20 protein-coding genes and 1 pseudogene are annotated in these 20,460 nt (G+C 73.3%); 6 read left to right on the top strand and 15 right to left on the bottom strand.

Going from position 1 to position 20,460, the window contains the following annotated elements:
* The first annotated feature begins 135 nt into the window (after window positions 1-135).
* Complete coding sequence (locus ACIBR0_RS27600) at window positions 136-630, top strand: YajQ family cyclic di-GMP-binding protein (protein ID WP_357031227.1); 495 nt, start codon at window positions 136-138, stop codon at window positions 628-630.
* Between the two features lie 284 nt (window positions 631-914).
* Here the strand turns inward: ACIBR0_RS27600 and ACIBR0_RS27605 are convergent, their stop codons facing one another.
* Window positions 915-1,196, bottom strand: a complete 282-nt coding sequence (locus tag ACIBR0_RS27605; RefSeq protein WP_396720446.1) for a hypothetical protein — start codon at window positions 1,194-1,196, stop codon at window positions 915-917.
* 218 nt (window positions 1,197-1,414) lie between these two features.
* On the opposite strand from ACIBR0_RS27605, the gene ACIBR0_RS27610 reads away from it, so the two are divergent.
* Window positions 1,415-1,759, top strand: a complete 345-nt coding sequence (locus tag ACIBR0_RS27610) for a hypothetical protein (protein WP_396720448.1) — start codon at window positions 1,415-1,417, stop codon at window positions 1,757-1,759.
* A gap of 51 nt (window positions 1,760-1,810) precedes the next feature.
* Here ACIBR0_RS27610 and ACIBR0_RS27615 read toward each other — a convergent pair whose 3' ends face one another.
* On the bottom strand, window positions 1,811-2,794 hold the full coding sequence (locus ACIBR0_RS27615; RefSeq protein ID WP_396720450.1) for a helix-turn-helix transcriptional regulator: 984 nt from the start codon (window positions 2,792-2,794) through the stop codon (window positions 1,811-1,813).
* A gap of 94 nt (window positions 2,795-2,888) precedes the next feature.
* Between ACIBR0_RS27615 and ACIBR0_RS27620 the strand changes: the two genes are divergently transcribed.
* Window positions 2,889-3,467 (top strand): dienelactone hydrolase family protein, encoded by a 579-nt coding sequence (locus ACIBR0_RS27620; protein ID WP_396720452.1) that lies wholly within the window; start codon window positions 2,889-2,891, stop codon window positions 3,465-3,467.
* A gap of 248 nt (window positions 3,468-3,715) precedes the next feature.
* On the opposite strand, the gene ACIBR0_RS27625 is transcribed toward ACIBR0_RS27620, so the two are convergent.
* The 8 genes from ACIBR0_RS27625 to ACIBR0_RS27660 all read right to left on the bottom strand — a co-directional run bounded on the left by ACIBR0_RS27625 (window position 3,716) and on the right by ACIBR0_RS27660 (window position 12,629).
* Window positions 3,716-4,975, bottom strand: a complete 1,260-nt coding sequence (locus ACIBR0_RS27625) for an MFS transporter (RefSeq protein WP_396720454.1) — start codon at window positions 4,973-4,975, stop codon at window positions 3,716-3,718.
* A gap of 123 nt (window positions 4,976-5,098) precedes the next feature.
* Window positions 5,099-5,974 (bottom strand): zinc metalloprotease HtpX, encoded by an 876-nt coding sequence (gene htpX, locus ACIBR0_RS27630; RefSeq protein ID WP_396720456.1) that lies wholly within the window; start codon window positions 5,972-5,974, stop codon window positions 5,099-5,101.
* A 150-nt stretch (window positions 5,975-6,124) separates the two neighbouring features.
* Window positions 6,125-7,642 carry an NADH-quinone oxidoreductase subunit N gene (locus ACIBR0_RS27635; RefSeq protein WP_396720458.1) on the bottom strand — a complete coding sequence of 506 codons (1,518 nt, stop codon included), beginning with the start codon at window positions 7,640-7,642 and terminating at the stop codon, window positions 6,125-6,127.
* Window positions 7,639-9,147: a NuoM family protein gene (locus tag ACIBR0_RS27640; protein WP_396720461.1), complete on the bottom strand. Its 1,509-nt coding sequence runs from the start codon at window positions 9,145-9,147 to the stop codon at window positions 7,639-7,641. The genes ACIBR0_RS27635 and ACIBR0_RS27640 overlap by 4 nt, the downstream gene beginning before the upstream one ends.
* Window positions 9,144-11,090 carry an NADH-quinone oxidoreductase subunit L gene (locus ACIBR0_RS27645; protein ID WP_396720463.1) on the bottom strand — a complete coding sequence of 649 codons (1,947 nt, stop codon included), beginning with the start codon at window positions 11,088-11,090 and terminating at the stop codon, window positions 9,144-9,146. The genes ACIBR0_RS27640 and ACIBR0_RS27645 overlap by 4 nt, the downstream gene beginning before the upstream one ends.
* Window positions 11,087-11,434, bottom strand: coding sequence for an NADH-quinone oxidoreductase subunit NuoK (gene nuoK / locus ACIBR0_RS27650; protein ID WP_396720465.1), 348 nt, complete (start codon window positions 11,432-11,434; stop codon window positions 11,087-11,089). Before nuoK ends, ACIBR0_RS27645 begins: the two co-directional genes overlap by 4 nt.
* Complete coding sequence (locus ACIBR0_RS27655; RefSeq protein ID WP_396720467.1) at window positions 11,431-11,964, bottom strand: NADH-quinone oxidoreductase subunit J; 534 nt, start codon at window positions 11,962-11,964, stop codon at window positions 11,431-11,433. Before ACIBR0_RS27655 ends, nuoK begins: the two co-directional genes overlap by 4 nt.
* Complete coding sequence (locus tag ACIBR0_RS27660; RefSeq protein WP_396720483.1) at window positions 11,961-12,629, bottom strand: NuoI/complex I 23 kDa subunit family protein; 669 nt, start codon at window positions 12,627-12,629, stop codon at window positions 11,961-11,963. The genes ACIBR0_RS27655 and ACIBR0_RS27660 overlap by 4 nt, the downstream gene beginning before the upstream one ends.
* Window positions 12,630-12,723: 94 nt before the next feature.
* Between ACIBR0_RS27660 and ACIBR0_RS27665 the strand changes: the two genes are divergently transcribed.
* Window positions 12,724-13,293, top strand: a complete 570-nt coding sequence (locus ACIBR0_RS27665; RefSeq protein ID WP_396720469.1) for a Uma2 family endonuclease — start codon at window positions 12,724-12,726, stop codon at window positions 13,291-13,293.
* Here ACIBR0_RS27665 and ACIBR0_RS27670 read toward each other — a convergent pair.
* The gene (locus ACIBR0_RS27670) at window positions 13,274-13,705 is read right to left on the bottom strand and encodes an ester cyclase (RefSeq protein ID WP_396720471.1); all 432 of its coding nucleotides are present in this window, start codon (window positions 13,703-13,705) and stop codon (window positions 13,274-13,276) included. The genes ACIBR0_RS27665 and ACIBR0_RS27670 overlap by 20 nt on opposite strands.
* Before the next feature lie 164 nt (window positions 13,706-13,869).
* On the opposite strand from ACIBR0_RS27670, the gene ACIBR0_RS27675 reads away from it, so the two are divergent.
* On the top strand, window positions 13,870-14,895 hold the full coding sequence (locus ACIBR0_RS27675; RefSeq protein WP_396720485.1) for a glutathione S-transferase family protein: 1,026 nt from the start codon (window positions 13,870-13,872) through the stop codon (window positions 14,893-14,895).
* Between the two features lie 224 nt (window positions 14,896-15,119).
* On the opposite strand, the gene ACIBR0_RS27680 is transcribed toward ACIBR0_RS27675, so the two are convergent.
* Both ACIBR0_RS27680 and ACIBR0_RS27685 read right to left on the bottom strand, forming a co-directional pair.
* Window positions 15,120-16,082 (bottom strand): NADH-quinone oxidoreductase subunit H, encoded by a 963-nt coding sequence (locus ACIBR0_RS27680; RefSeq protein WP_396720473.1) that lies wholly within the window; start codon window positions 16,080-16,082, stop codon window positions 15,120-15,122.
* A 332-nt stretch (window positions 16,083-16,414) separates the two neighbouring features.
* Window positions 16,415-17,011, bottom strand: a pseudogene (locus ACIBR0_RS27685) (NADH-quinone oxidoreductase subunit C); the annotation flags it as partial.
* A gap of 112 nt (window positions 17,012-17,123) precedes the next feature.
* Here ACIBR0_RS27685 and ACIBR0_RS27690 point away from each other — a divergent pair.
* Complete coding sequence (locus ACIBR0_RS27690) at window positions 17,124-18,170, top strand: glucose 1-dehydrogenase (RefSeq protein ID WP_396720475.1); 1,047 nt, start codon at window positions 17,124-17,126, stop codon at window positions 18,168-18,170.
* Between the two features lie 44 nt (window positions 18,171-18,214).
* Here the strand turns inward: ACIBR0_RS27690 and ACIBR0_RS27695 are convergent, their stop codons facing one another.
* Entirely contained in the window at window positions 18,215-19,531 is a 1,317-nt protein-coding gene (locus ACIBR0_RS27695) for a DUF2252 domain-containing protein (RefSeq protein ID WP_396720477.1), read from the bottom strand.
* 101 nt (window positions 19,532-19,632) lie between these two features.
* Complete coding sequence (locus tag ACIBR0_RS27700) at window positions 19,633-20,208, bottom strand: NADH-quinone oxidoreductase subunit B (protein ID WP_396720479.1); 576 nt, start codon at window positions 20,206-20,208, stop codon at window positions 19,633-19,635.
* Window positions 20,209-20,460: the final 252 nt, after the last annotated feature.

Raw genomic sequence — 20,460 nt, forward strand, 5'->3', positions numbered from 1 at the left:
CGTCGCAACGCGGCGGCGGAAGCAAGGATAGCGGCTCCCCCCGGCTCGGACGCAACCGGGTACCGTCAGGGGGTCGTACCGCTGGTCAGCGGGTGACGAAGGACCACAAACCGGCCGCACACCAGGAGCATGCACATGGCAGCGAACCCGTCGTTCGACATCGTGAGCAAGGTCGACCGCCAGGAGGTCGACAACGCCCTCCGCCAGGCGGCGAAGGAGCTCGAGACGCGATTCGACTTCCGGGGCACCGGCGCCGAGATCTCCTGGTCGGGCGAGGAGGCGATCGGCCTCCAGGCGGAGACCGAGGAGCGGGTGCGGGCCGCCCTGGACGTCTTCAAGGAGAAGCTGGTGAAGCGGAACATCTCGCTGAAGTCCCTGGACGCCGGTGACCCCCGCTCGTCCGGCAAGGTGTTCAAGATCGACTGCAAGGTCATCCAGGGCATCGAATCGGACAAGGCCAAGGCGATCAGCAAGAAGATCCGCGACGAGGGGCCGAAGGGTGTCCAGGCGCAGATCCAGGGCGACCAGCTCCGCGTCACCGGCAAGAAGAGGGACGACCTCCAGGCCGTCATCGCCCTGCTCAAGGGCGAGGACTTCGGGGTCGCCCTCCAGTTCACCAACTACCGGTAAGGCAGCCGAGGCCTTCCCGGCCGTCGCCTTGCGCGGTCCACCAACTGCGCACACGCCGTCGCCCGTGGTCGTCGTTGGTCGTTACGTCCGACCTTCGACGGCCCGGGCACCCACCTGCCCGCGGCCTTGAACCCGCGATCCGTCGTGAGCACCCTGACCAACGCTTCAGGCACCGCCTGACCTCGCGGGGCTAAGCAGCTGCCGGACCGTGCCCTCCGACTCGCAATGGACGAGCCGGTCGGCGACGACCTGCCGATGGAGGTCGTTGCCGCAGCGCCGCTCGGCTAGCCGATTCGGGAGACGAGCGCGTCGCTGCGCGGGCACCGCCAGTGGGCAACGCCGTCGACAACGGTCGCGACAGGAGGATGAGAGTGTCCAGGCAGACACCCGGGCCAGGTGGTGTCGCCCTCGTCGAACTCCTCTTCCTGCAGCAGGTCGGCCAACTCGACAACCGCCAGCTCCGGGTCGCGGGTCGGCCGCAGGCTGCCCAGGCTGCTCTCCCGCCCCTGGCCCCGCCGGCCGACGTTAACCAGCAGAGCGTCGAGGGCGTCCAGGTCCACGCCCATCGGCTGAATGACGGCGCCCGTCGGGCGAAGTCCTGCGCCACCCGGAGTACCGCGCGCTCGTAACACTCCAGCGCGCCGAGCACCAGGTCGTCGTCCTCTTCGCCGCTGGACACCACGCCAGGCTAGTTCACTCCTGACCGGCCGGAGGGGCCGGAATCAAGCGTCGAAGCGCGTCAGGTCAGCTTGACGTCAGGGCGGCCTGACGGCATGCTGGCGGCATGCCTACACCTGACGACATGGAACGGCAGTTCACCCTCCTGACGGCGGTGGCCCGCTACGACGAACTCCGCATGCGAGACGCACTGGCACCTCCCACCCGGGAGCGGGCCGACGACGACGGAGACACCCAGCCCCTGACCAGGGACGAGGCACTGGAACTCCTCGCGCTGGGCGAGGTGATCATGCGCAAGGCCAGCTACGGACGACAACTGGCCGTTCGCACCGCGCGATCGGCAGGCGCGTCGTGGACGCAGATCGGCGCCGCTGTCGCCACGAGCAAGCAGTCGGCGTGGGAGACGCACATGCGGTGGCTGGAGGAGCAGGGCATGCCGGCGACCCGTTGACGGCAGTCGACGACCGTCCGCGGCTGGGAACGCCGGGCCCGGATCGGGTAGTCAGTCGCCGGGCCCACGACCGTAGCGGGCAGCGGCGCGGCGGACCTCGTCGGCGACGTACCGGCGGACCCGTGGCGGCCCGACGACCTCGACGGCGCCACCGAGGCCGAGCAGGGCCCAGCAGGCCCATGACTCGCTCTCGAACGGCACGGTCACCGCGACCTCGCCGGTCGCGGTGAGCGGCCCGGGAACCGTGACCGGCACGGACGCCTGTCCGTGCACGGGTAGCAGACGCCGCAGGCGGGGCAGCGTCTCGGGCGCCACGCGTACGGTGACCTCGACGGCGGTGCCCTCCCGCTCGAGTTCGCGGCGGGACTCCGCCCAGGTGCGGGCGAGGTCGAAGTCGGCGGGTCGGCGTACGGGTGTGTCGAGCGGCTCGACCGACACCACGCGGGAGACCCGGTAGGTACGGCGTTCACCCTCGCGCAGGGCGACGAGGTACCAGTCCCCGGCGGCGAGCACGAGTCCCAGCGGGTCGATCTCGCGGAGGGTCTCCCGGGTTCCGCGTACGTAGCGGATGCGGGCCCGCCGGTCACGCCACACCACCTCGGCGAGCTGCGTCAGGCACGGCACCGGCTCCGACGTGCCGTACCAGCGGAGCGGGTCCAGGTGGAACCGCGCGGCCGTCTGCCGCGCCCGGTCGCGGGCCTCTCCGGTCAGGCCGGCCCACACCTTGATGCGGGCGCCCTCCAGCAGCTCGCCGAGCCCCAACTGCTGGGCGGGGCCGGCCAGTCCGAGGAACGCCAGCGCCCCCGCCTCGTCCAGGCCGACACCGGTCAGCCGGGTGCGGTAGCCGCCGTCCAGGCGGTACCCGCCGGCCGGCCCACGGACCGAGCGCACCGGTACGCCGACCGAGGCCAGCGCTTCGACGTCCCGTTGCACGGTGCGTTCGCTGACCTCCAGCAGGGTGGCGAGTTCCCGGCCGCTGGCCAGGCCCCGCACCTGGAGGTGCAGCAGCAGGGTCATCATCCGCGAGGCACGCACCCGCCCATTTTCCCGTGTGTACCAGACAGCGGCTGTCGGGTACCTGCGGCATCATCGGCCGGAGCACGGGAAGTATGCCGAGAAGGGACGTTCCATGGCCGAGGTGTTGCTGTTCCACCACGCGTACGGATTGACGTCGGGGGTCCGCGCCTTCGCCGCGCGGCTGGAAGGGGCGGGCCACACCGTGCACCTCCCCGACCTGTACGAGGGCCGCGTCTTCGACACCCTGGAGGCGGGCATCGCGAACGCGAAGGAGATCGGCTTCGGCACCGTCCTCGAGCGGGGCCGGCTCGCCGCCGAAGGGCTCACCGCCGAACTGGTGTACGCCGGGTTCTCGCTCGGCGTCATGTCGGCCCAGATGCTCGCCCAGACCCGTCCCGGCGGCCGTGGCGCCCTGCTGTTCGACGCCTGTCTCCCGGCCGACGAGTTCGGCGATGGCTGGCCGGCAGGCGTACCGGCACAGGTGCACGGCATGGACGCCGATCCGTTCTTCGCCGACGAGGGCGACCTGGACGCCGCCCGCGCGCTGGTCGCGGCCACGCCGGAGGTCGAGTTGTTCCTCTACCCCGGCCGGCAGCACATCTTCGCCGACGACAGCCTGCCAGGCTACGACAAGGAGGCGACTGCGCTGCTCACCGAGCGCGTACTCACCTTCCTCGGCAAGGTCGGCTGAGCAGCAGACGCCGCCGGCCTGCCAGCGCACCTGCGGATCAGGTGTTAAGAAGGGGCCCTTCCTCTACCGCAGACGTTAAGCGGGGGCCCTTCCTTACACCTTCAGCCAGGTGTTCGTGGGGGCGTCAGCGGTTGAAGATCAGGAGGAGGATCACCGTCAGGATCGCGCTGACCAGGAGGGAGCCGAGGCAGCCGACGCGGTTCGAGAAGAAGAGGAACATCCGCGGGTCATACCCACGGCGGCGCGGCTCAGACCCCGACGGGTTGCTCGGCGCGTACGGCGGCGGCCTCCGCACGGGCGACGGGCCCGGCGGGCAGGCCGGCGACCACCGCCCCGACGGCGACCGCGGCCCCGGCGAAGAGGAAGGCCCAGGGCACGCCGCCGGCGTGGTCGACGATCAGCCCGGCCACCGCGCCACCGGCCGCGCTGGCGCCGACCGACATGGTGACCACCCAGGTGTACGCCTCGTTCAGCATGCTGGTCGGTGAGATCCGCCCGATGAGGGTGTTCTCCAGGGTGAGCGCGGGTGCGATGGTCGCGCCCCCGATGACCAGGGCGGTGCCCAGGGCCGCCGGGGTGGGCATCACCGCGAAGACGGCGAAGGTGGCCGCCACCGCGCCGAGCAGCAGGGCGAACTGCCGGCTCATGTTCCGGGCCGGCTTGCGGACGCCGAACCAGAACCCGCCGGCGGCGCTGCCGATCCCCCAGACGGCCAGCAGCAGTCCGGCGAGGCTGTCCGGGTCGTCGGCGGTGTAGTCGGTGGCGAAGGCCGGCACGATGACCCCGGCCGCGCCGAAGGCGATGCCGAGGCTGGCGACGCAGACCAGCAGGGCCGGGAACCCGGCGACCCGCAGCGGACCGAGGCCCCGGGTGCGGTGTTCGTGGGCGTGCGGTCGCCAGCCGCGCATCACCCGGCCGAGCGCGACCGCCGTGGTGCCGGCGAGCGTGACCACCGCCGACCCGACCAGGGCGGCACCGGCGTCGGCGAGCAGGACGAAGCCGGCGACGAGCAGCGGGCCGAGCACGAACACGATCTCGAAGAGGGTGGTCTCCGCCGCCAGGGCGGTGTTGCGCAGGTGCCAGCGGCCGGAGGAGGGCGAGGTGAGGTCGTTCCAGGCGCCCCGGATCGCGGCGGTCAGCGGCGGGTAGGTGGCGCCGGCCACCCCGGATGCCACGAAGACCAGCGCCAGGCTGCCGGCCTCGGCCCGGGCGGCCCACAGCAGCCCGAGCAGGGCGAGCGGGTGCGCGACGGCGGTGCCGAGCAGCACCGGGCTGGGCCCGATCCGGTCGGCCACGCGCCCCGCGATCGGGGACAGGGCGGCCCCGGCGAGGGCGTAGATGCCGCCGGCCACGGCGGCGAGCGAGTAGCGGCCGGTGACCTGCTCGACGACGAGCAGCAGCGCCAGCGGTGTCATGCCGATGCCCAGCCGCCCGACGATGCCGGTGACGAGCAGCATCGGTGCGCCGGGGACCCGCCAGACGCCCAGGTACTGGCGCAGACCGGCCACGGGAACCCTCCGGATGTAATGAGTGGAAGCCGGATCGACCCTAACGCTCACGTCCGCCCGGACGAAACGGAAAAGCGTCGCCCGCGCCCGGAGGACCGGGCGCGGGCGACGGGGGTCACACGGTCAGCGCTGGAACTGCACCGGGCCGGCGCTGGCGGCCATCTGCTCCAGGCGCGCGACCCGCTCCTCCATCTTCGGGTGGGTGGAGAAGAGCGACGCCACTCCGCCACCCTTGAACGGGTTGTCGATCATCAGGTGGGCGGTGCTGGTGAGCTGCCCCTGCGGCGGCAACGGCCGGCGCAGCGTGCCCATGTGGATCTTCCGCAGGGCGCTGGCCAGGGCCAGCGGGTCCCGGGTGAGCTGGGCGCCGGATGCGTCCGCCTGGAACTCCCGGCTCCGGCTGATCGCCAACTGGATGATCGACGCGGCGATCGGACCCAGGATGATCGTGAGCAGCAGCACGGCCGGGTTCGGGGCGTCCTCGTCGTCGCCACCGCCCAGCGGGATGAAGAAGGCCAGGTTGGCCAGCGCGGTGATGATACCGGCCAGACCGGCCGCCACGCTGGAGATGAGGATGTCCCGGTTGTAGACGTGCGACAACTCGTGGCCGATCACACCGCGCAGCTCGCGGTAGTCGAGGATCTCGACGATGCCCCGGGTCACGCAGACGGCCGCGTTCTGCGGGTTGCGCCCGGTGGCGAAGGCGTTGGGCTGGGCGGTCGGGCTAACGTAGAGGCGTGGCATCGGCTGGCCCGCCTCGGTGGCCAGCTCACGCACCATCCGGTACAGCTCGGGGAATTCCGCCTCGCTGACCGGTTGCGCCCGCATTGAGCGCAGCGCGAGCTTGTCCGAGTAGAAGTAGCTGATGCCGTTCATGACCAGTGACAGGACGACGGCGATGACCAGGCCGCCGCTGCCACCGAACCAGTAGCCCACCGCCAGGATCAACGAGGTGAGCAGGCCGAGCAGCGCGGCGGTCTTGAGACGGTTGTGGTGCACGATCACTCCTTCGGTGCACGGACCACCAGGGCCCGCTGACCGGTACAACATCCCGGTACCCGTCAACCATCCGTCGTATGGCTGAAAGTTGGCTGAGATGCGCGCATGCGGCGGCGCGGGAGGGGTAGGCGACGGGCGGGAAGGCGCCGGTCAGCGCGCGGCGACGTCGAGCAGGAGCTGCGGCGCGAAGCCGATCACGACGGCCACCGCCGTCGTCACGGCCAGCACCGCGCCGACCGTCCGGGACCGCACGACGGAACCGACGGCCGGGGAGCCGACGTCGCCGGCTCCCGCGCCGGCCGGGACCGCGTCGGACTCCGCAGCCCAGAGCGTGGCGGTCAGGCGCAGGTAGTAGGCCAGGCCGACCACCGCGTTCAGGGCGACCACCACGGCGAGCCAGCCCGCACCGCCGTCGAGCAGCGACCGGACCACGGTGATCTTGGCGAAGAGCCCGGCCAGGCCCGGGGGCAGGCCGGCCAGCCCGACCAGCGCCAGGCCGAGGCCCGCCGCCCTCCACGGGTGCCGGCGGGCCGCCCCGCGCAGGTCGTCGATCGTGCCGCCGTCGGCGTCGGCCGGCCGCAGCGCCACCACGCCCGCGAACGCCGCCAGCTCCAGGACCACGAAGAAGACGGCGTACGCGACAGCAGCCGCGTACGCGGCGGTGCGGGCGTCGGCCGTGCGGCCGGACGCCAGGGCCAGCGCCCCCAGCGGGGCGAGGATGTAGCCCGCCTGGGCCACCGACGACCAGGCGAGCAGCCGGACGGTACGCCGCTGGCGCAGCGCCACCAGGTTGCCGACGGTCATGGTCAGCACGGCGAGCCCGGCGAGCACCGGACCGGTCACGTCGGCCGGCAGGGCCCGCTGCACGACGGCGAGCAGGGCCACCAGCCCGCCCAGCTTGGAGGCGGTGGACAGGTACGCGGCGACCGGCAGCGGCGCGCCGTCGTACGTCGCCGGGGCCCAGGCGTGGAACGGCACGGCGGCCACCTTGAAGGCCAGCCCGAGCACCACCAGCGCGACGGCGACGGTGGTCAGCGGCAGGTCCAGCAACTCCGGCCGCTCGGCGAGGATCGTGCCGATCCGGTCCAGGTGCAGGCCGCCGGTGACCGCGTAGAGCAGGGCGGCCCCGAGCAGGGTCAGCGTGGTGGCGACCACACTGACCACGAAGAAGGTGACGGCCGCCTCGGCGCTGGCCAGGCTTCCCCGGCGCAGGCCGACCAGGACGTACAGCGGCAGGGTGAGCGTCTCCACCGCCACGATCAGGGTGATCAGGTCGCCGGCCGCGCCGAGCACCACGCCGCCGGTCATCGAGCAGGCGAGCAGGAAGCAGTACTCCCCCACCGGCGACCGCCCGGCCCGCAGCAGCGGCCCGGAGAGCGCCAGCACGCCGACGGTCAGCACCGCGACGACCACCGCGACCAGGGCGGCCCGCCCGCCGAAGACGTACGAGCAGTCCGCGCCGACGCAGAACGTACGCCGCTCGTCGCCGGCCCCGACCAGCACGGCGCCGGCCGCCGTGGCGAGCGCGCCGAGCACCGCCGTGGCCACGGTGACCCGGGCGCGGGCGACCAGCAGGTCGGCCAGGAGCACCAGCACCGCCGTCCCGGCGGCCAGGTACGCCGGCAGCAGCGCCACGTTGTCGACGCTCTGCACCACGCTGCCGGTCATCGCAACACCTCCACCAGGGCGTCGACCGGGCTCTCGGCGACGCCGAGCACCAGGGTCGGTGCCAGGCCGACGGCCAGCGCGAGCAGCACCAGCGGTGCCCACGCGGCCAGTTCGGCGCCGGCCAGGCCGGGGGTGAGCCGGTCCACGGCCGGACTGGGCCGCCCGTGCGTCACCTGGCGCAGCAGCCGCAGGAAGTACGCGGCGGTGAGCGCCCCGCCGATCGCCGCGAGCACCGCCAGGGTGGTCCACAGCGGGCCGCCCACCTCGACGGCGGCGACCACGGCGAACGCCTCGCCCCAGAAGCCGGCCAGGCCGGGCAGACCGAGCGAGGCGACGGCGGCGAAGCCGAGCAGGCCGGCCAGGCGGGGAGCGGTCTCCCGGAGACCGGACAGGTCGGCCAGCTCGCCGGTGTGCGTACGGTCCTTGACCGCGCCGGCGAGGAAGAACAGCAGGCCGGTGATCACCCCGTGCGCGACGTTGCCGATCAGGGCCGCCTGGATCCCGGTGGTGGTGAGCGTGGCGACCCCGAGCAGCACGAAGCCCATGTGCCCGACGCTGGAGTACGCGATCAGCCGTTTCAGCTCGGTCTGCGCCAGGCACACCAGCGAGCCGACGATGATCGCGGCGACGGCGAGGACACCGAGCACCGGCGCCGCCCAGCGGGCCCCCTCCGGCGCGACGCCGACCGCGACCCGGATCAGCCCGTACGTGCCCATCTTCAGCAGCACGCCCGCGAGGACCACACTGCCCACCGTGGGCGCCTGCGAGTGCGCGTCGGGCAACCACGAGTGCAGTGGCCACAGTGGGCTCTTCACCGCGAACGCGAGCGCCAACAGGGTGAACGCGACCAGCTGGGTGCCCCGGGACAGCCCCGCGCCGCCGGTCAGCGCCACGATGTCGGCGGTGCCGGCGGCGGCCACCACCACGTACACGCCGACCAGCAGCAGCACCGAACCGAACAGCGTGTACAGGGCGAACTTCCGGGCCGCCCGCCGCCGGTCCGGGCCGCCCCAGCCGGCGATGACCGCGTACATCGGCAGGAGGACGACCTCGAAGAAGACGAAGAACAGCACCAGGTCGAGGGCGAGGAAGGTGCCCAGGATGCCGACCTCGACGACCAGCAGGAGCGCGACGAGGGCCCGGCCGCTGCCGCCGACCGGCACCCGCCACAGCGTGTACCCGCAGCAGAGCAGGGTCAGCAGCGCGGTCAGCACCACCAACGGCCAGGAGATGCCGTCCACCCCGAGGTGGAACCGCAGATCCAGGCCGGGCACCCAGGGCACGTCGAGGCGGTGCCAGGGCCGCACCGCCGGGGCGGTCGGGCCGTAGGAGAACCAGGTGCCGTCCCTCCGGGCCACCAGCGGCAGCGTGGCGAGCAGCGTCAGCGCCGCGACGACCGTGCCGACCACGCGGGCCGCCCGGTCGGGCCGGATCGCGGCCACCGCGACCGCCCCCAGCGCCGGCAGCGCCAACACCGCGACCAGCAGGAACTCCCCGACGCTCATGTGGTGCCCCCGATCAGGACGGCGGCCAGGCCGATCAGCAGGGCACCGGCCAGCACGCCGGCCGCCGCCCGGGGCAGCGCGGCCCGGTGCAGCGACGCCAGGCCGCCGCCGAGGCCGAGCGCGGCCCTTCCGCTGCCGGTCACCGCGCCGTCCACCACGACCTCGTCACCGGCACGCGCGGCGCGGGCCAGGGCGGTCGTCGGGCGTACGACCAGGGTGTGCTGGACGTCGTCGAGCCGGAACGCGCGGGCGAACAGCGGGCGCAGCGGACCCAGCGCGGTCGCCGGGTCGGCGGCCGGGTCCCGCCGCCAGCGAACCCAGGCCAGCGCGGCCCCCGCCGCGGTGAGCGCCAGTGGCAGCAGCAGCCACGGGCCGAGGTGGACCAGCTCCGGGGCCACCCGGCCCACGGCCGGCTCCCCCGGGCCGGGCGGCACCTCGACGGGCAGCAGCCGGTCGGCGACCCAGCCGAGGAAACCGGCCAGGCCGAGCAGGGCGGCCGGGACGGCGAGCAGCACCACCGGCCACCGCATGACCCCGGGCGGGTCGTGCGGGTGGGCCAGCGGCAGGCGCGGCTCGCCGAGGAAGGTGCGCAGGAGCAGGCGGGTGGCGTACCAGGCGGTGAGGGCGACGCCGACCAGGCCGGCCAGCCACACCAGCCAGCCCACCCAGGCCGGCGCCGGCCCGGCGCCGTGCAGGGCGGCGTCCTCGGCGGCGGCGAGCACGCCGTCCTTGCTCCAGAAGCCGGACAGCGGCGGTACGCCGGCCAGCGCGCCGAGACCGACCACCGTGCACCAGAACATCACGGGCATGGTGTGCCGCAGCCCGCCCATCCGGGACGTCAGCGTGGTGCCCACCGCGTGGATCACCGCTCCGGCGGCGAGGAACAACAGCGCCTTGAACGCGGCGTGGGTGAGCAGGTGGAACAGCGCGGCCGGCGGGGACCCGACGGCGAGTGCGCCGGTCATGTACCCGATCTGGGAGACCGTCGACCAGGCCAGCACCCGCTTGAGGTCGTCCTGGGCGGTGGCCGCCAGCGCCCCCAGCAGCAGGGTGACCGACGCCATGACGCCGAGTACGGCGAGCACCGTCGGGGTGGCCTCGAACAGTGGCCAGAGCCGGGTGACCGCGTACACGCCGGCCGCCACCATCGTGGCCGCGTGGATCAGCGCGGAGATGGGGGTCGGGCCGGCCATCGCGTCCGGCAGCCAGGTGTGCAGCGGGAACTGCGCGCTCTTGCCGGCGACGCCGGCCAGCAGCAGCAGGCAGGCCGCCGTGAGCGTTCCGCTCGGGTGGTCGTGGGCGAGGACGTCGGCGATCCGGAAGCTGCCGGCGCTCACCCCGAGCAGGGCGATGCCGAGCAGGAAACCCACGTCGCCGACCCGGGTCACCAGGAACGCCTTCACCGCCGCCGCGGGCGCCTCGGGCAGCCGCCGGTCGTGGGCGATGAGCAGGTACGAGCAGAGACCCATCACCTCCCAGCCGACCAGCAGCAGGATCAGGTCCCCGGAGACCACCACCAGCAGCATCGCGGCGGTGAAGAGGCTGATCTGCGCCGCGTACGGCGGGTAGCGGTGGTCGGTGTCGACGTCGTCGTGCGGGCCACGCCGCAGGTAGCCGACCGAGTAGACCTGCACGGCCAGCGCCACCGTGCTCACCGCGACGGCCACCAGCGCGGCGGCACCGTCCAGCCGGACCCCGAGGGTGACCGTCAACCCGCCCAGGTCCACCCAGGTCGTGGACGCCTCGGCCGGCCCGTCGAGGGTCACCAGCAGGGCGAGCGCGACCAGCAGCGCACCCGCCGCGCCGGCCACGCCGAGACCGACCGCCACCCGCCGGGCCGGCTCCCGACCCACACCCCCGTCCGGCGGCAGCAGCAGGCCGACCAGACCGGCGGACAGCGGTACGGCCGGCAGCAGAGCGCCGAACAGCGTCGTCGTGCTCACCGGGACACCACCCCGGTGGGGTCCCCGGCCGACACCGGCTCCTCGGCCAGCGGCACCTCGTCCACCGCGACGCTGGCCCGCAGCCGGTAGAGCTGGAGCACGATCGCCAGGCCCACCCCGATCTCGGCGGCGGCCAGCACGATCACGAACAGCGCGAAGACCTGCCCGCCGTGCGGTAGCTGCGCCCGCACGGTGGTGTCGGCGGTGACCAGGATCAGGTTGACCGCGTTGAGCATCAGCTCCACGGCCATCAGCACCAGCACCGCGTTGCGGCGGCGCAGCACGCCGTACACGCCGAGGCCGAACAGCAGCGCGGCGGTGACGTACGGGATGACCGGCCTCACCGGGCCGCCCCCTCGTCGTGGCCGGCGGCGTCCCGGCGGCCGATGTCCGGTCGGGACAGGACGATCGCGCCGACCAGCGCGGACAACAGCAGCACCGACAGCACCTCGAACGGAAGCACCCAGCTCCGGAAGATCTGGTCGCCCAGCCGCTCCGCCGTGCCCGCCTCCGGCAGGTCCACGGCCGTCCAGCGGTACGCGTCGACCAGCAGTGCGGCCAGCCCCAGACCGCTGCCGCCACCGATCAGGGCGGCCGGCCAGCCCGGCCGGTCCAGGTCGTCGGAGGCGCCGATCGGGGCCCGGGTGAGCATCACCGCGAAGAGCAGGAGCACCACCACCGCCCCGACGTAGATCAGCACCTGCACCCAGGCCACCAGCTCGGCGGTGAGCACCAGGTACATCCCGGCGAGCGCGCCCAGGCAGACCACCAGGTACAGGCCGGCCCGCACCAGGTGGCGCGTGCCCACCACCAGCACACCCGACCCCACCGCCACCGCTCCGAGGGCCAGGAGCAGCACGTCCGCACCGGTCACGGCGCCGCGCCTTCCCCGGCCCCGTCCTCCGGCGCGGCAGCGCCGCCGGCGGGACCGCGCTCGGGGCGTACGGGCGGGGCGGTCGGACGGGCGGCGGGGCTGGCCGGGACCGCGGCCTTGCGCGCGGCGGCGGTCTCCTCCTTCGCCGGCTCGCCGTGCGGGTCGTGCGCGGGCGGCGGCGGCACGGTGGCCATCCACTCGCCCAGGTGGTCCTTGTCGTGCAGGAGGTCCTTGATGTCGTACTCGGCGTACTCGAACTCCGGCGACCAGTAGAGCGCGTCGAACGGGCAGACCTCGATGCAGATGCCGCAGTACATGCAGAGCGAGAAGTCGATGTCGAAGCGGTCGAGCACGTTGCGCTGGCGGGGGCGGGCGGCGCCGGGCACCGCCACCTCCTCCTTGTGCGAGTCGATGTAGATGCACCAGTCCGGACACTCACGCGCGCACAGCATGCAGACCGTGCAGTTCTCCTCCAGCAACGCGATCACCCCGCGCGAGCGGGGCGGCAGCTCGGGGGCGACGTCCGGGTACTGCTGCGTGGTCGTGCGCTTCGTCATCGTCTTCAACGTGACGGCGAGCCCCTTCACCAGACCCGCGCCGGGCAGGCCGCGCTCGCCGGTGGTGCCCGGTTCGGTGCGCTCGCCGCTGTCGGTCATGCCGACCATCCTGCCCTGTGCCCCCGGCGCGCGCGACCACCACCCGGGCATCGCCGGGAGTACGGTGGCCCTGGGGAGAACGAGCACCTGGAAGGACCCGCGCATGACGGCCGCGCTGCACGGCTACGCGCGACCCGGCGAGTGGACGACCGACGACCTGGACGCCATGCCGCCGGACGGGCGTCGCCGCGAGATCCTGGACGGGATCCTCCTCATGTCGCGAACCCCCACGCGCCTTCAGCAGTCCATCACCGGGCGGCTCGGTGTCGCACTGGAAGAGACCTGCCCGCCCCACCTCGACGTCACGCAGGCCGTCGAGCTGCGGATCTCCCGGACCCGGGCGTTCATCCCGGACCTGCTGGTCACCGAACTCGACGCCGCCGTGCGCAACCCGTCGCACTACCGGCCCAACGAGGTGCTGCTGGTGGTCGAGATCGTCTCGGAGGGCTCACGCAGCATCGACCGGGTCCTCAAGCCGGCGCTGTACGCCGAGGCGGACATCCCCTACTTCTGGCGGATCGAGACCGAGACCGGGATCGTCGTGCACGCCCACAAGCTCGACCCGGTCAAGCAGATCTACGTCGAGACGACCCGCATGCCCGACGGCATCCTGCTGCCCGAGCCCTGGGAGATGGACATTCCGCTGGCCCGGATCACACCCCGGGCCCGGTGACCCCGCCCAGCGGCGGGAGCATCTCGACGCCGAGCTGCTGGAGAAGCTGGAACAGTTCGTTGCAGCTCCACACCTCGACGATCAGGCCGGCGTCGTCGAAGCGCAGGAACGTCGCCCCGGAGTAGCTGACCACCTGCCCGGTCGGCGGCACCGGGCCGAACTGCCCGACCTGGGTGCCGGCGGCCCGCCAGTGCACCGCCACCCGGTCCCCGGTCGCCACCAGGTCCACGATCTTGTACCGCAGGTCGGGAAACGCGGCCCGCCGCTCGCGGTGCCAGGCCAGCGCCGCCTCCGGGCCGGTCCCGCCGAGCCCCGGGCACTGCGGCGCGATCAGCTCGTACGCCGACTCCTCCCGCTTCGCGTTCCACACGTCGGCGATGAAGCGGCGGGCGGCGGCCTCCACGTCGGTCATCGCGGCAGCTTAGCCGGGCCCCCGCGCGTCGGCCCGCCGCCGTGCTGACGAGCTCGACGCGCAGGGGTGCGCGGGAGCGGCGATGATGGGACGAGCGGGGAGACGACGTGGAGGGGGCGGGCGTGGGCGGGACGACGGGAAGCGGTACGGCCGGCGGCGATCAGGTGCAGGAAGGTGCCGGCGGGAAGTACGTCGAGCCGGGCGGTGAGTTCACCCGCGACCAGCGCTACATCGCCACCCGGATCACGGCCGACGGACGGGACGGCTGGCCGGTGGAGCCGGGGCGGTACCGGTTGGCGGTCAGCCGCGCCTGCCCGTGGGCGAACCGACTGATCATCGTCCGCCGGCTGCTGGGACTGGAGGACGCCATCTCGATGGCGGTGGCCGGCCCGACCCACGACAAGCGGAGCTGGACGTTCGACCTGGACCCGGACGGCCGGGACCCGGTCCTCGGCATCGAGCGGCTGGCCGACGCGTACTTCCGGCGGTTCCCCGGCTACGACCGGGGCATCACCGTGCCGGCATTCGTGGACGTGCCGACCGGGCAGGTGGTCAGCAACGACTACGCGATGATGAGCCTGGACCTGTCGACAGAGTGGACCGCGTACCACCGCGAGGGCGCGCCGGACCTGTACCCGGAGCGGCTGCGCGACGAGATCGACGAGGTCAACGCCGTGGTCTTCGCCGACGTGAACAACGGCGTCTACCGCTGCGGGTTCGCCGGCAGCCAGGAGGCGTACGAGAAGGCGTACCACCGGCTGTTCGACCGGCTGGACTGGTTGACCGAGCGGTTGTCCGGGCAGCGCTACCTGGTGGGCGACACCATCACCGAGGCGGACGTACGGCTGTTCACCACGCTGGTCCGCTTCGACCCGGTCTACCACGGCCACTTCAAGTGCAACCGGCAGAAGTTGAGCGAGATGCCGGTGCTGTGGGCGTACGCGCGGGACCTCTTCACCACGCCCGGCTTCGGTGACACCGTCGACGTCGACCACATCAAGCGGCACTACTACGAGGTGCACCGGGACATCAACCCGACCGGCGTGGTGCCGCTCGGCCCCGACCTGTCGAACTGGCTCACCCCGCACGGCCGGGAGTCCCTGGGCGGGCGGCCCTTCGGCGACGGCACGCCCCCGCCACCCCCACCACCGGCCGAGCGGGTCGACCCCACCCACACGCCGCTGCGCTGACCGGGACCCGCGCCCCGCCCTCGCCCCGCCCTCGCCCGCCCGCGCCCGCCCGCCCGCGCCGCCCGCGCCCGCCCGCGCCCGCCCCGCCCGTTCGCGAGGGCACTCTTTCCCGGAAATAGTGGCTATCCCACCGCGGATAGCCACTATTTCCGGGAAGTTGCGCGCTCGGGCGAGGCGCGCGGGCGGCGCGCGGGCGGGCGGGGCGGAAGGCGCGGGGGTGGGGGTTACAGGGCCACGCGGACGGCGGCGGTCAGGACGAGCTGGCCGAGGGCGAGGGGGACGAGGACCAGCCAGCACAGGCGTTGGAGCTGGTCCTCGCGCAGGCGGGGGTAGCTCACCCGCAGCCAGATGATCACGAAGGAGACCGCGAACACCTTCAGCAGTGTCCACAGCCAGCCGAGCTGCGCGTCGGCGAACGGACCCTGCCAGCCGCCCAGGAAGAGCACGGTGGTCAGCGCGGCGATCACCACGATGCCGACGTACTCGGCGAGCAGGAAGAACGCGAACCGCAGGCCCGTGTACTCGGTCATGTAGCCGAAGACCAGCTCGGAGTCGGCCACCGGCATGTCGAACGGCGGCCGGCGGATCTCGGCGAGCCCGGCGACGAAGAAGACGATCATCGCGGGTGCCTGCCACAGCAGCCACCACGGCTGCCACGCCTCGACGATGCCGGGCAGGCTGAGGGTGCCCGCCGCCATCGCCACCGACGCGGCGGCCAGCACCAGGGGCAACTCGTAGCCGAGCAGCTGGGCGGCGCCCCGTAGCCCGCCCAGCAGGCTGTACTTGTTGGCCGACGCCCACGCCGACATCAGCACCGCCACCACGCCGACGCCGACGACGGCGAGCACGAAGAACAGGCCGATGTCCAGCGGCTGCGCGACCAGGTCGCCCGGGCCGAGCGGGATCACCAGCAGGACCAGCAGGTAGGGCACCAGCGCGACGACCGGGGCGAGCCGGAACACCGCCCGGTCCGCCTCCCGGGGCGTGACGTCCTCCTTCTGCACGAACTTCACGCCGTCGGCGATGAGTTGCGCCCAGCCGTGGAAGCCGCCCGCGTACATGGGGCCGAGCCGGCCCTGCATGTGCGCCATCACCTTGTGCTCGACCTGGCCGACCACGAGCGGCAGGGTGAGGAACGCGACCAGCACGGCACCCACCCGGAGCACCAGCTCCAACCACAGCGGCATCAGGACGTACCTCCGTCGTCGCCGGCGCGTTCGGTCGCCGCCGGGCCGTGCGGCGAGGGCCGGTCCGCGGGCGGACCGGACCGGGCCGGACCGTTACCGGGAGCGCCGCTCGCGCCGGGCAGCGGGCCCGCGCCGGACGTTGCCTGGTCGGACGACGCCTGGTCGGACGTCGCCTGGTCGGTCGGAGCCTGGTCGGTCGGCGCCGGGCCGTCGGCCCCGCCGGCCGGTGCGCCGGTACGCGCCGGACGGGCCCCCGAGGCGGGCCGGGCGGGCCGTGCGGGCCGCTCCCGGGCCGGGCGGGCCGGCACGCCGCCGCGCGGCCCCTCACCGACACCACCGGCGCCGGCCGGCGTCGGGGTGGTACCCCACTCCCCCGGAGCCGGTACGCCGGGCGGCCGGATCGGGCGACGCCCGCCCCCGGCCCCCGACTCGCCCGGTTCCTTCGCGCCCGGCCACGGCTTGGCCACCCGGGAGGCGAGCACGAACTCCTTGCGCAGCGGGTGCCCCTCGAACTCCGGCGGCAGCAGCAGGGGCAGGAGCCCGTCGTGCCCGGCGAAGTCGATACCGAACATCTCGTGCGTCTCCCGCTCGTGCCACGCGGCGCCGGGGAACACCTCCACCACCGAGGCGACGGTGGGTGCCTCGCGGGGCACCCGGGTCCGCAGCAGGAGACCGTGCCGGCGCGTGGTGGACCAGAGGTGGACCACCACGTCGAACCCGCCGGTCAGCTCGTCGACGGCGGAGAGCCAGTCGAAGAAGTCGCAGGCCAGCTCCGCGTCGTCGCGGGCGGCACGGAGCGCGTCGGACCAGTTCGCCGCCGGTACGTCGACGGTGGCGCGGGCGTACGCCTGACCGCCGGACACCGACGGCGACGCCTCGACCGGTGCGAGCAGCGCGACCATCCGCTGGCCGACCTCTTCCGGAGTCATGCCGCTGATCCTATGGCCGGCACCCCCGAGGTGTGTCGGGCCGCCCGCGCGGCAGCGGGCATCTGCGGCATTCGCCCGGCGGACGGCGACCGACCGGGGAAAGATGAGGACCGTGCGCGCCGTGACTATTTCCTGTGGTGTCCCCGACTCGCTGCTCCTCAACGAGGACTGGCCCGAGCCGGCCCCCGAGGAGGGCGCGATCCTGGTCGAGGCGCTCGCCGTCGGCATCTGCGGCACCGACCAGGAAATCATCCAGGGGCACTACGGCGAGGCGCCGCCCGGCCAGGACCGGCTGGTCATCGGGCACGAGTCGCTGGGCCGGGTGCTGGACGACCCCACCGGCACGCTCCAGGTCGGCGACCTGGTGGCCGGCGTGGTCCGGCACCCCGACCCGCTGCCCTGCCCGAGCTGCGCCGTCGACGAGTGGGACATGTGCCGCAACGGGCGGTACACCGAGCACGGCATCAAGGGGCTGCCCGGCTTCGCCCGGGACCGGTGGCGGGTGCAGCCGAAGTTCGCCGTCGGTCTCGACCCGGTCCTCGCCCCGGTGGGGATGCTGCTGGAACCGACCAGCGTGGTCGCCAAGGCGTGGGACCACATCGAGCGGATCGGCGCCCGCACCGAGTGGAAGCCGCAAACCGTGCTGGTCACCGGCGCCGGACCGATCGGCCTGCTCGCCGCGCTGCTCGCCACCCAGCGCGGGCTGAACGTGCACGTGCTGGACCGGAGCACGACCGGGGCCAAACCGGACCTGGTCCGGGCGCTCGGCGCGACGTACCACACGGTTCCGGTCAACGAGTTGGACTTCGAGCCGGACGTGGTGGTGGAGTGCACCGGCGCGCCGACGGTGGTGCTGGACGCCATGTGCAAGGTCGGGCCGACCGGCATCGTCTGCCTCACCGGCGTGTCCAGCGGCGGCCGGACCATCGACTTCGACGCCGGGGCCCTGAACCGGTCCCTGGTGCTGGAGAACAACGTGGTCTTCGGCTCGGTCAACGCCAACCGGCGGCACTGGGACCAGGCCGCCGACGCGCTCGCCCGGGCCGAACAGTCGTGGCTCAACCGGTTGATCACCCGCCGCGTGCCGATGTCCGACTTCACGATGGCGTACCAGCACACCGGTGACGACATCAAGGTCGTCCTCGACTTCACCTCCTGAGGCGACAGCGGACCCGCATCCCGCGCGGGCCCGCTGTCGACCGCTCAGATACCGGGGAGGCGGCCGTTGCGGAAGAGGTCGACGAAGAGCTGGTGGTCGGTGCGGGCGCGGGCGCCGTACGCGTGGGCGAAGTCGACCAGATGGGCGACGAACCCCTCCTCGTCGGCGTCCACCGCCGCCACGATGGCCTCCTCGGTCGAGTAGTCGACCAGGTCGTGGCTGGACTCGTCGTCGGCGACCGAGTGCATCCGGGCGACCGCGTGGCCCAGGTGACCGATGACGCCGGTCAGCTCCTCCGGCTCGTTGACGTCGGCCCAGTCCAGGTCCGCCGCGTACGGGGAGACCTCGGCGACGAGCTGCCCGACACCGTCCAGCTCGGTGTAGCCCAGCCACGGGTCCGCGTACGCCTGGAGGGCCCGCTGCGACTCGGCGGTGCGGTGCCCCTGGTGCCGGAAGTAGCCGCGGACCGACTCGTCGGTGACGTGCCGCGCCACCGCCGGCACCTGGGCCTGCTTCATGTAGAGGACGACGTCGTTCTCCAGCGCCTGGGTGTGCCCCTCCAGCAGCAGGTTGTACGACGGCAGGCCGGCCGAGCCGATGCCCACGCCCTTGCGCAGCACCACGTCCTTGATCTGCGCGGCGACCGGACGCAGCTTCGCCGCCGACGACGGGCGGGTGTCCAGGTACGCCTCGTACGCGGCGCAGACCGTGTCGTGGGTGTCCTTGTCGATCTCGAAGACCCCGTCGCCCAGGGAGAAGCGCCGCTCGTAGTTGTCGATGGTGGTCTGCGTGGCGAGCAGCTCGACCCGGGTGTTCAGCCGGGCCTGCTGAAGCACCCGCAGCAGCACGCCGTCCGCGGTGTCCAGGGTGATCGAGCCGATGGCGTCGTCGCCGCCGGTGGCGATGGCCCGCAGCTCGGCGAGGTACGCGCGGGCGAACGTCTCGACCAGCTCCCCGATCACCGTGTCGGAGAGGGCCTTCGCGTAGCCGAGCAGCGCCACGCTGGCCGCGAAGCGCTTCAGGTCCCAGGAGAAGGGCCCCACGTACGCCTCGTCGAAGTCGTTGACGTTGAACACCAGCTGCCCGGAGGCGTTCATGTACGTGCCGAAGTTCTCCGCGTGCAGGTCGCCGTGGATCCAGACCCGGCTGGTGCGCTCGTCGAGGAACGCGTCGTCGGCGAAGTCACCGCGCTGGTCGGCGTAGAAGAGGGCGGCGCTGCCCCGGTAGAAGGCGAACGGCGACGCCGCCATCTTGCGGAACTTGCGGCGGAACGCTGCCGGGTCGAGGGCCATCGACTCACCGAACTCCTCGGTGAGCACGTCGACGATGTGGGCGGAACGCCGGTCCGCGGGGTTGCTCATGCGGCGCAGGTTAACCCCGTGCGCCACCGGCGACCCTCGCCCGATCGAACCGTCCGGTCCGACCTGTCGGCTCCGGGCGGCGGGCCGGTGCGTGGTGCGACTCAGGGGTTCGGTGGGCGGACCGGTGGGGCCGTCAGGGACGCCGCGGTGCGCGGGAGGGCGTCGCTCGGCGGCGCGTCGACCGGCGAGGCCAGGACGTCGGGGCGGGACACCCCACCGATGCCGGACTGCTCGGCGGCGATCTTCTCCTGCAACCGCAGGATGCCGTGCAGCAGCGCCTCGGGCCGGGGCGGGCAGCCGGGCACGTAGACGTCGACCGGGATGAGCTGGTCGACGCCCTTGGTGACCGAGTACGAGTCCCAGTATGGGCCGCCGCAGTTCGAGCAGGCGCCGAACGAGATCACGTACTTCGGCTCGGGCATCTGGTCGTATAGGCGCTTGATCGCCGGTGCCATCTTGTCGGTGACGGTGCCGGAGACGACCATCAGATCGGCCTGCCGGGGACCGTGGGCGAACGGGATCACGCCGAGTCGGATGAAGTCGTGCCGGCCCATGCTGGTGGCGATGAACTCGATCGCACAGCAGGCGAGCCCGAAGTTGAACACCCAGAGCGAGTAACGGCGGCCCCAGTTCAGCACGAACCGGATCGGCTCGCCGAGCACGGCCGGTAGCTGCACCTCGGGCCTCCCTCGCATGTCCTCCGAGACGACAGTCAACCACAGGGCGTGGCCGGGGACCTCTGCGTCCGGGCCCGGCCCACCTACAGCCGACCTGCCGGCGGGGGGGGGGGGGGGGGGCGGCGCGCCCCCCCCCCCCCCCCCCCCCCCCCCCCCCGCCCGCCCGCCCCCCCCCCCCCCCCCCCCCCCCCCCCCCCCCCACGGCCGGCTCCCCCGGGCCGGGCGGCACCTCGACGGGCAGCAGCCGGTCGG

This window comes from Micromonospora sp. NPDC049497 (genome assembly GCF_044465805.1).
Classification (GTDB): domain Bacteria; phylum Actinomycetota; class Actinomycetes; order Mycobacteriales; family Micromonosporaceae; genus Micromonospora.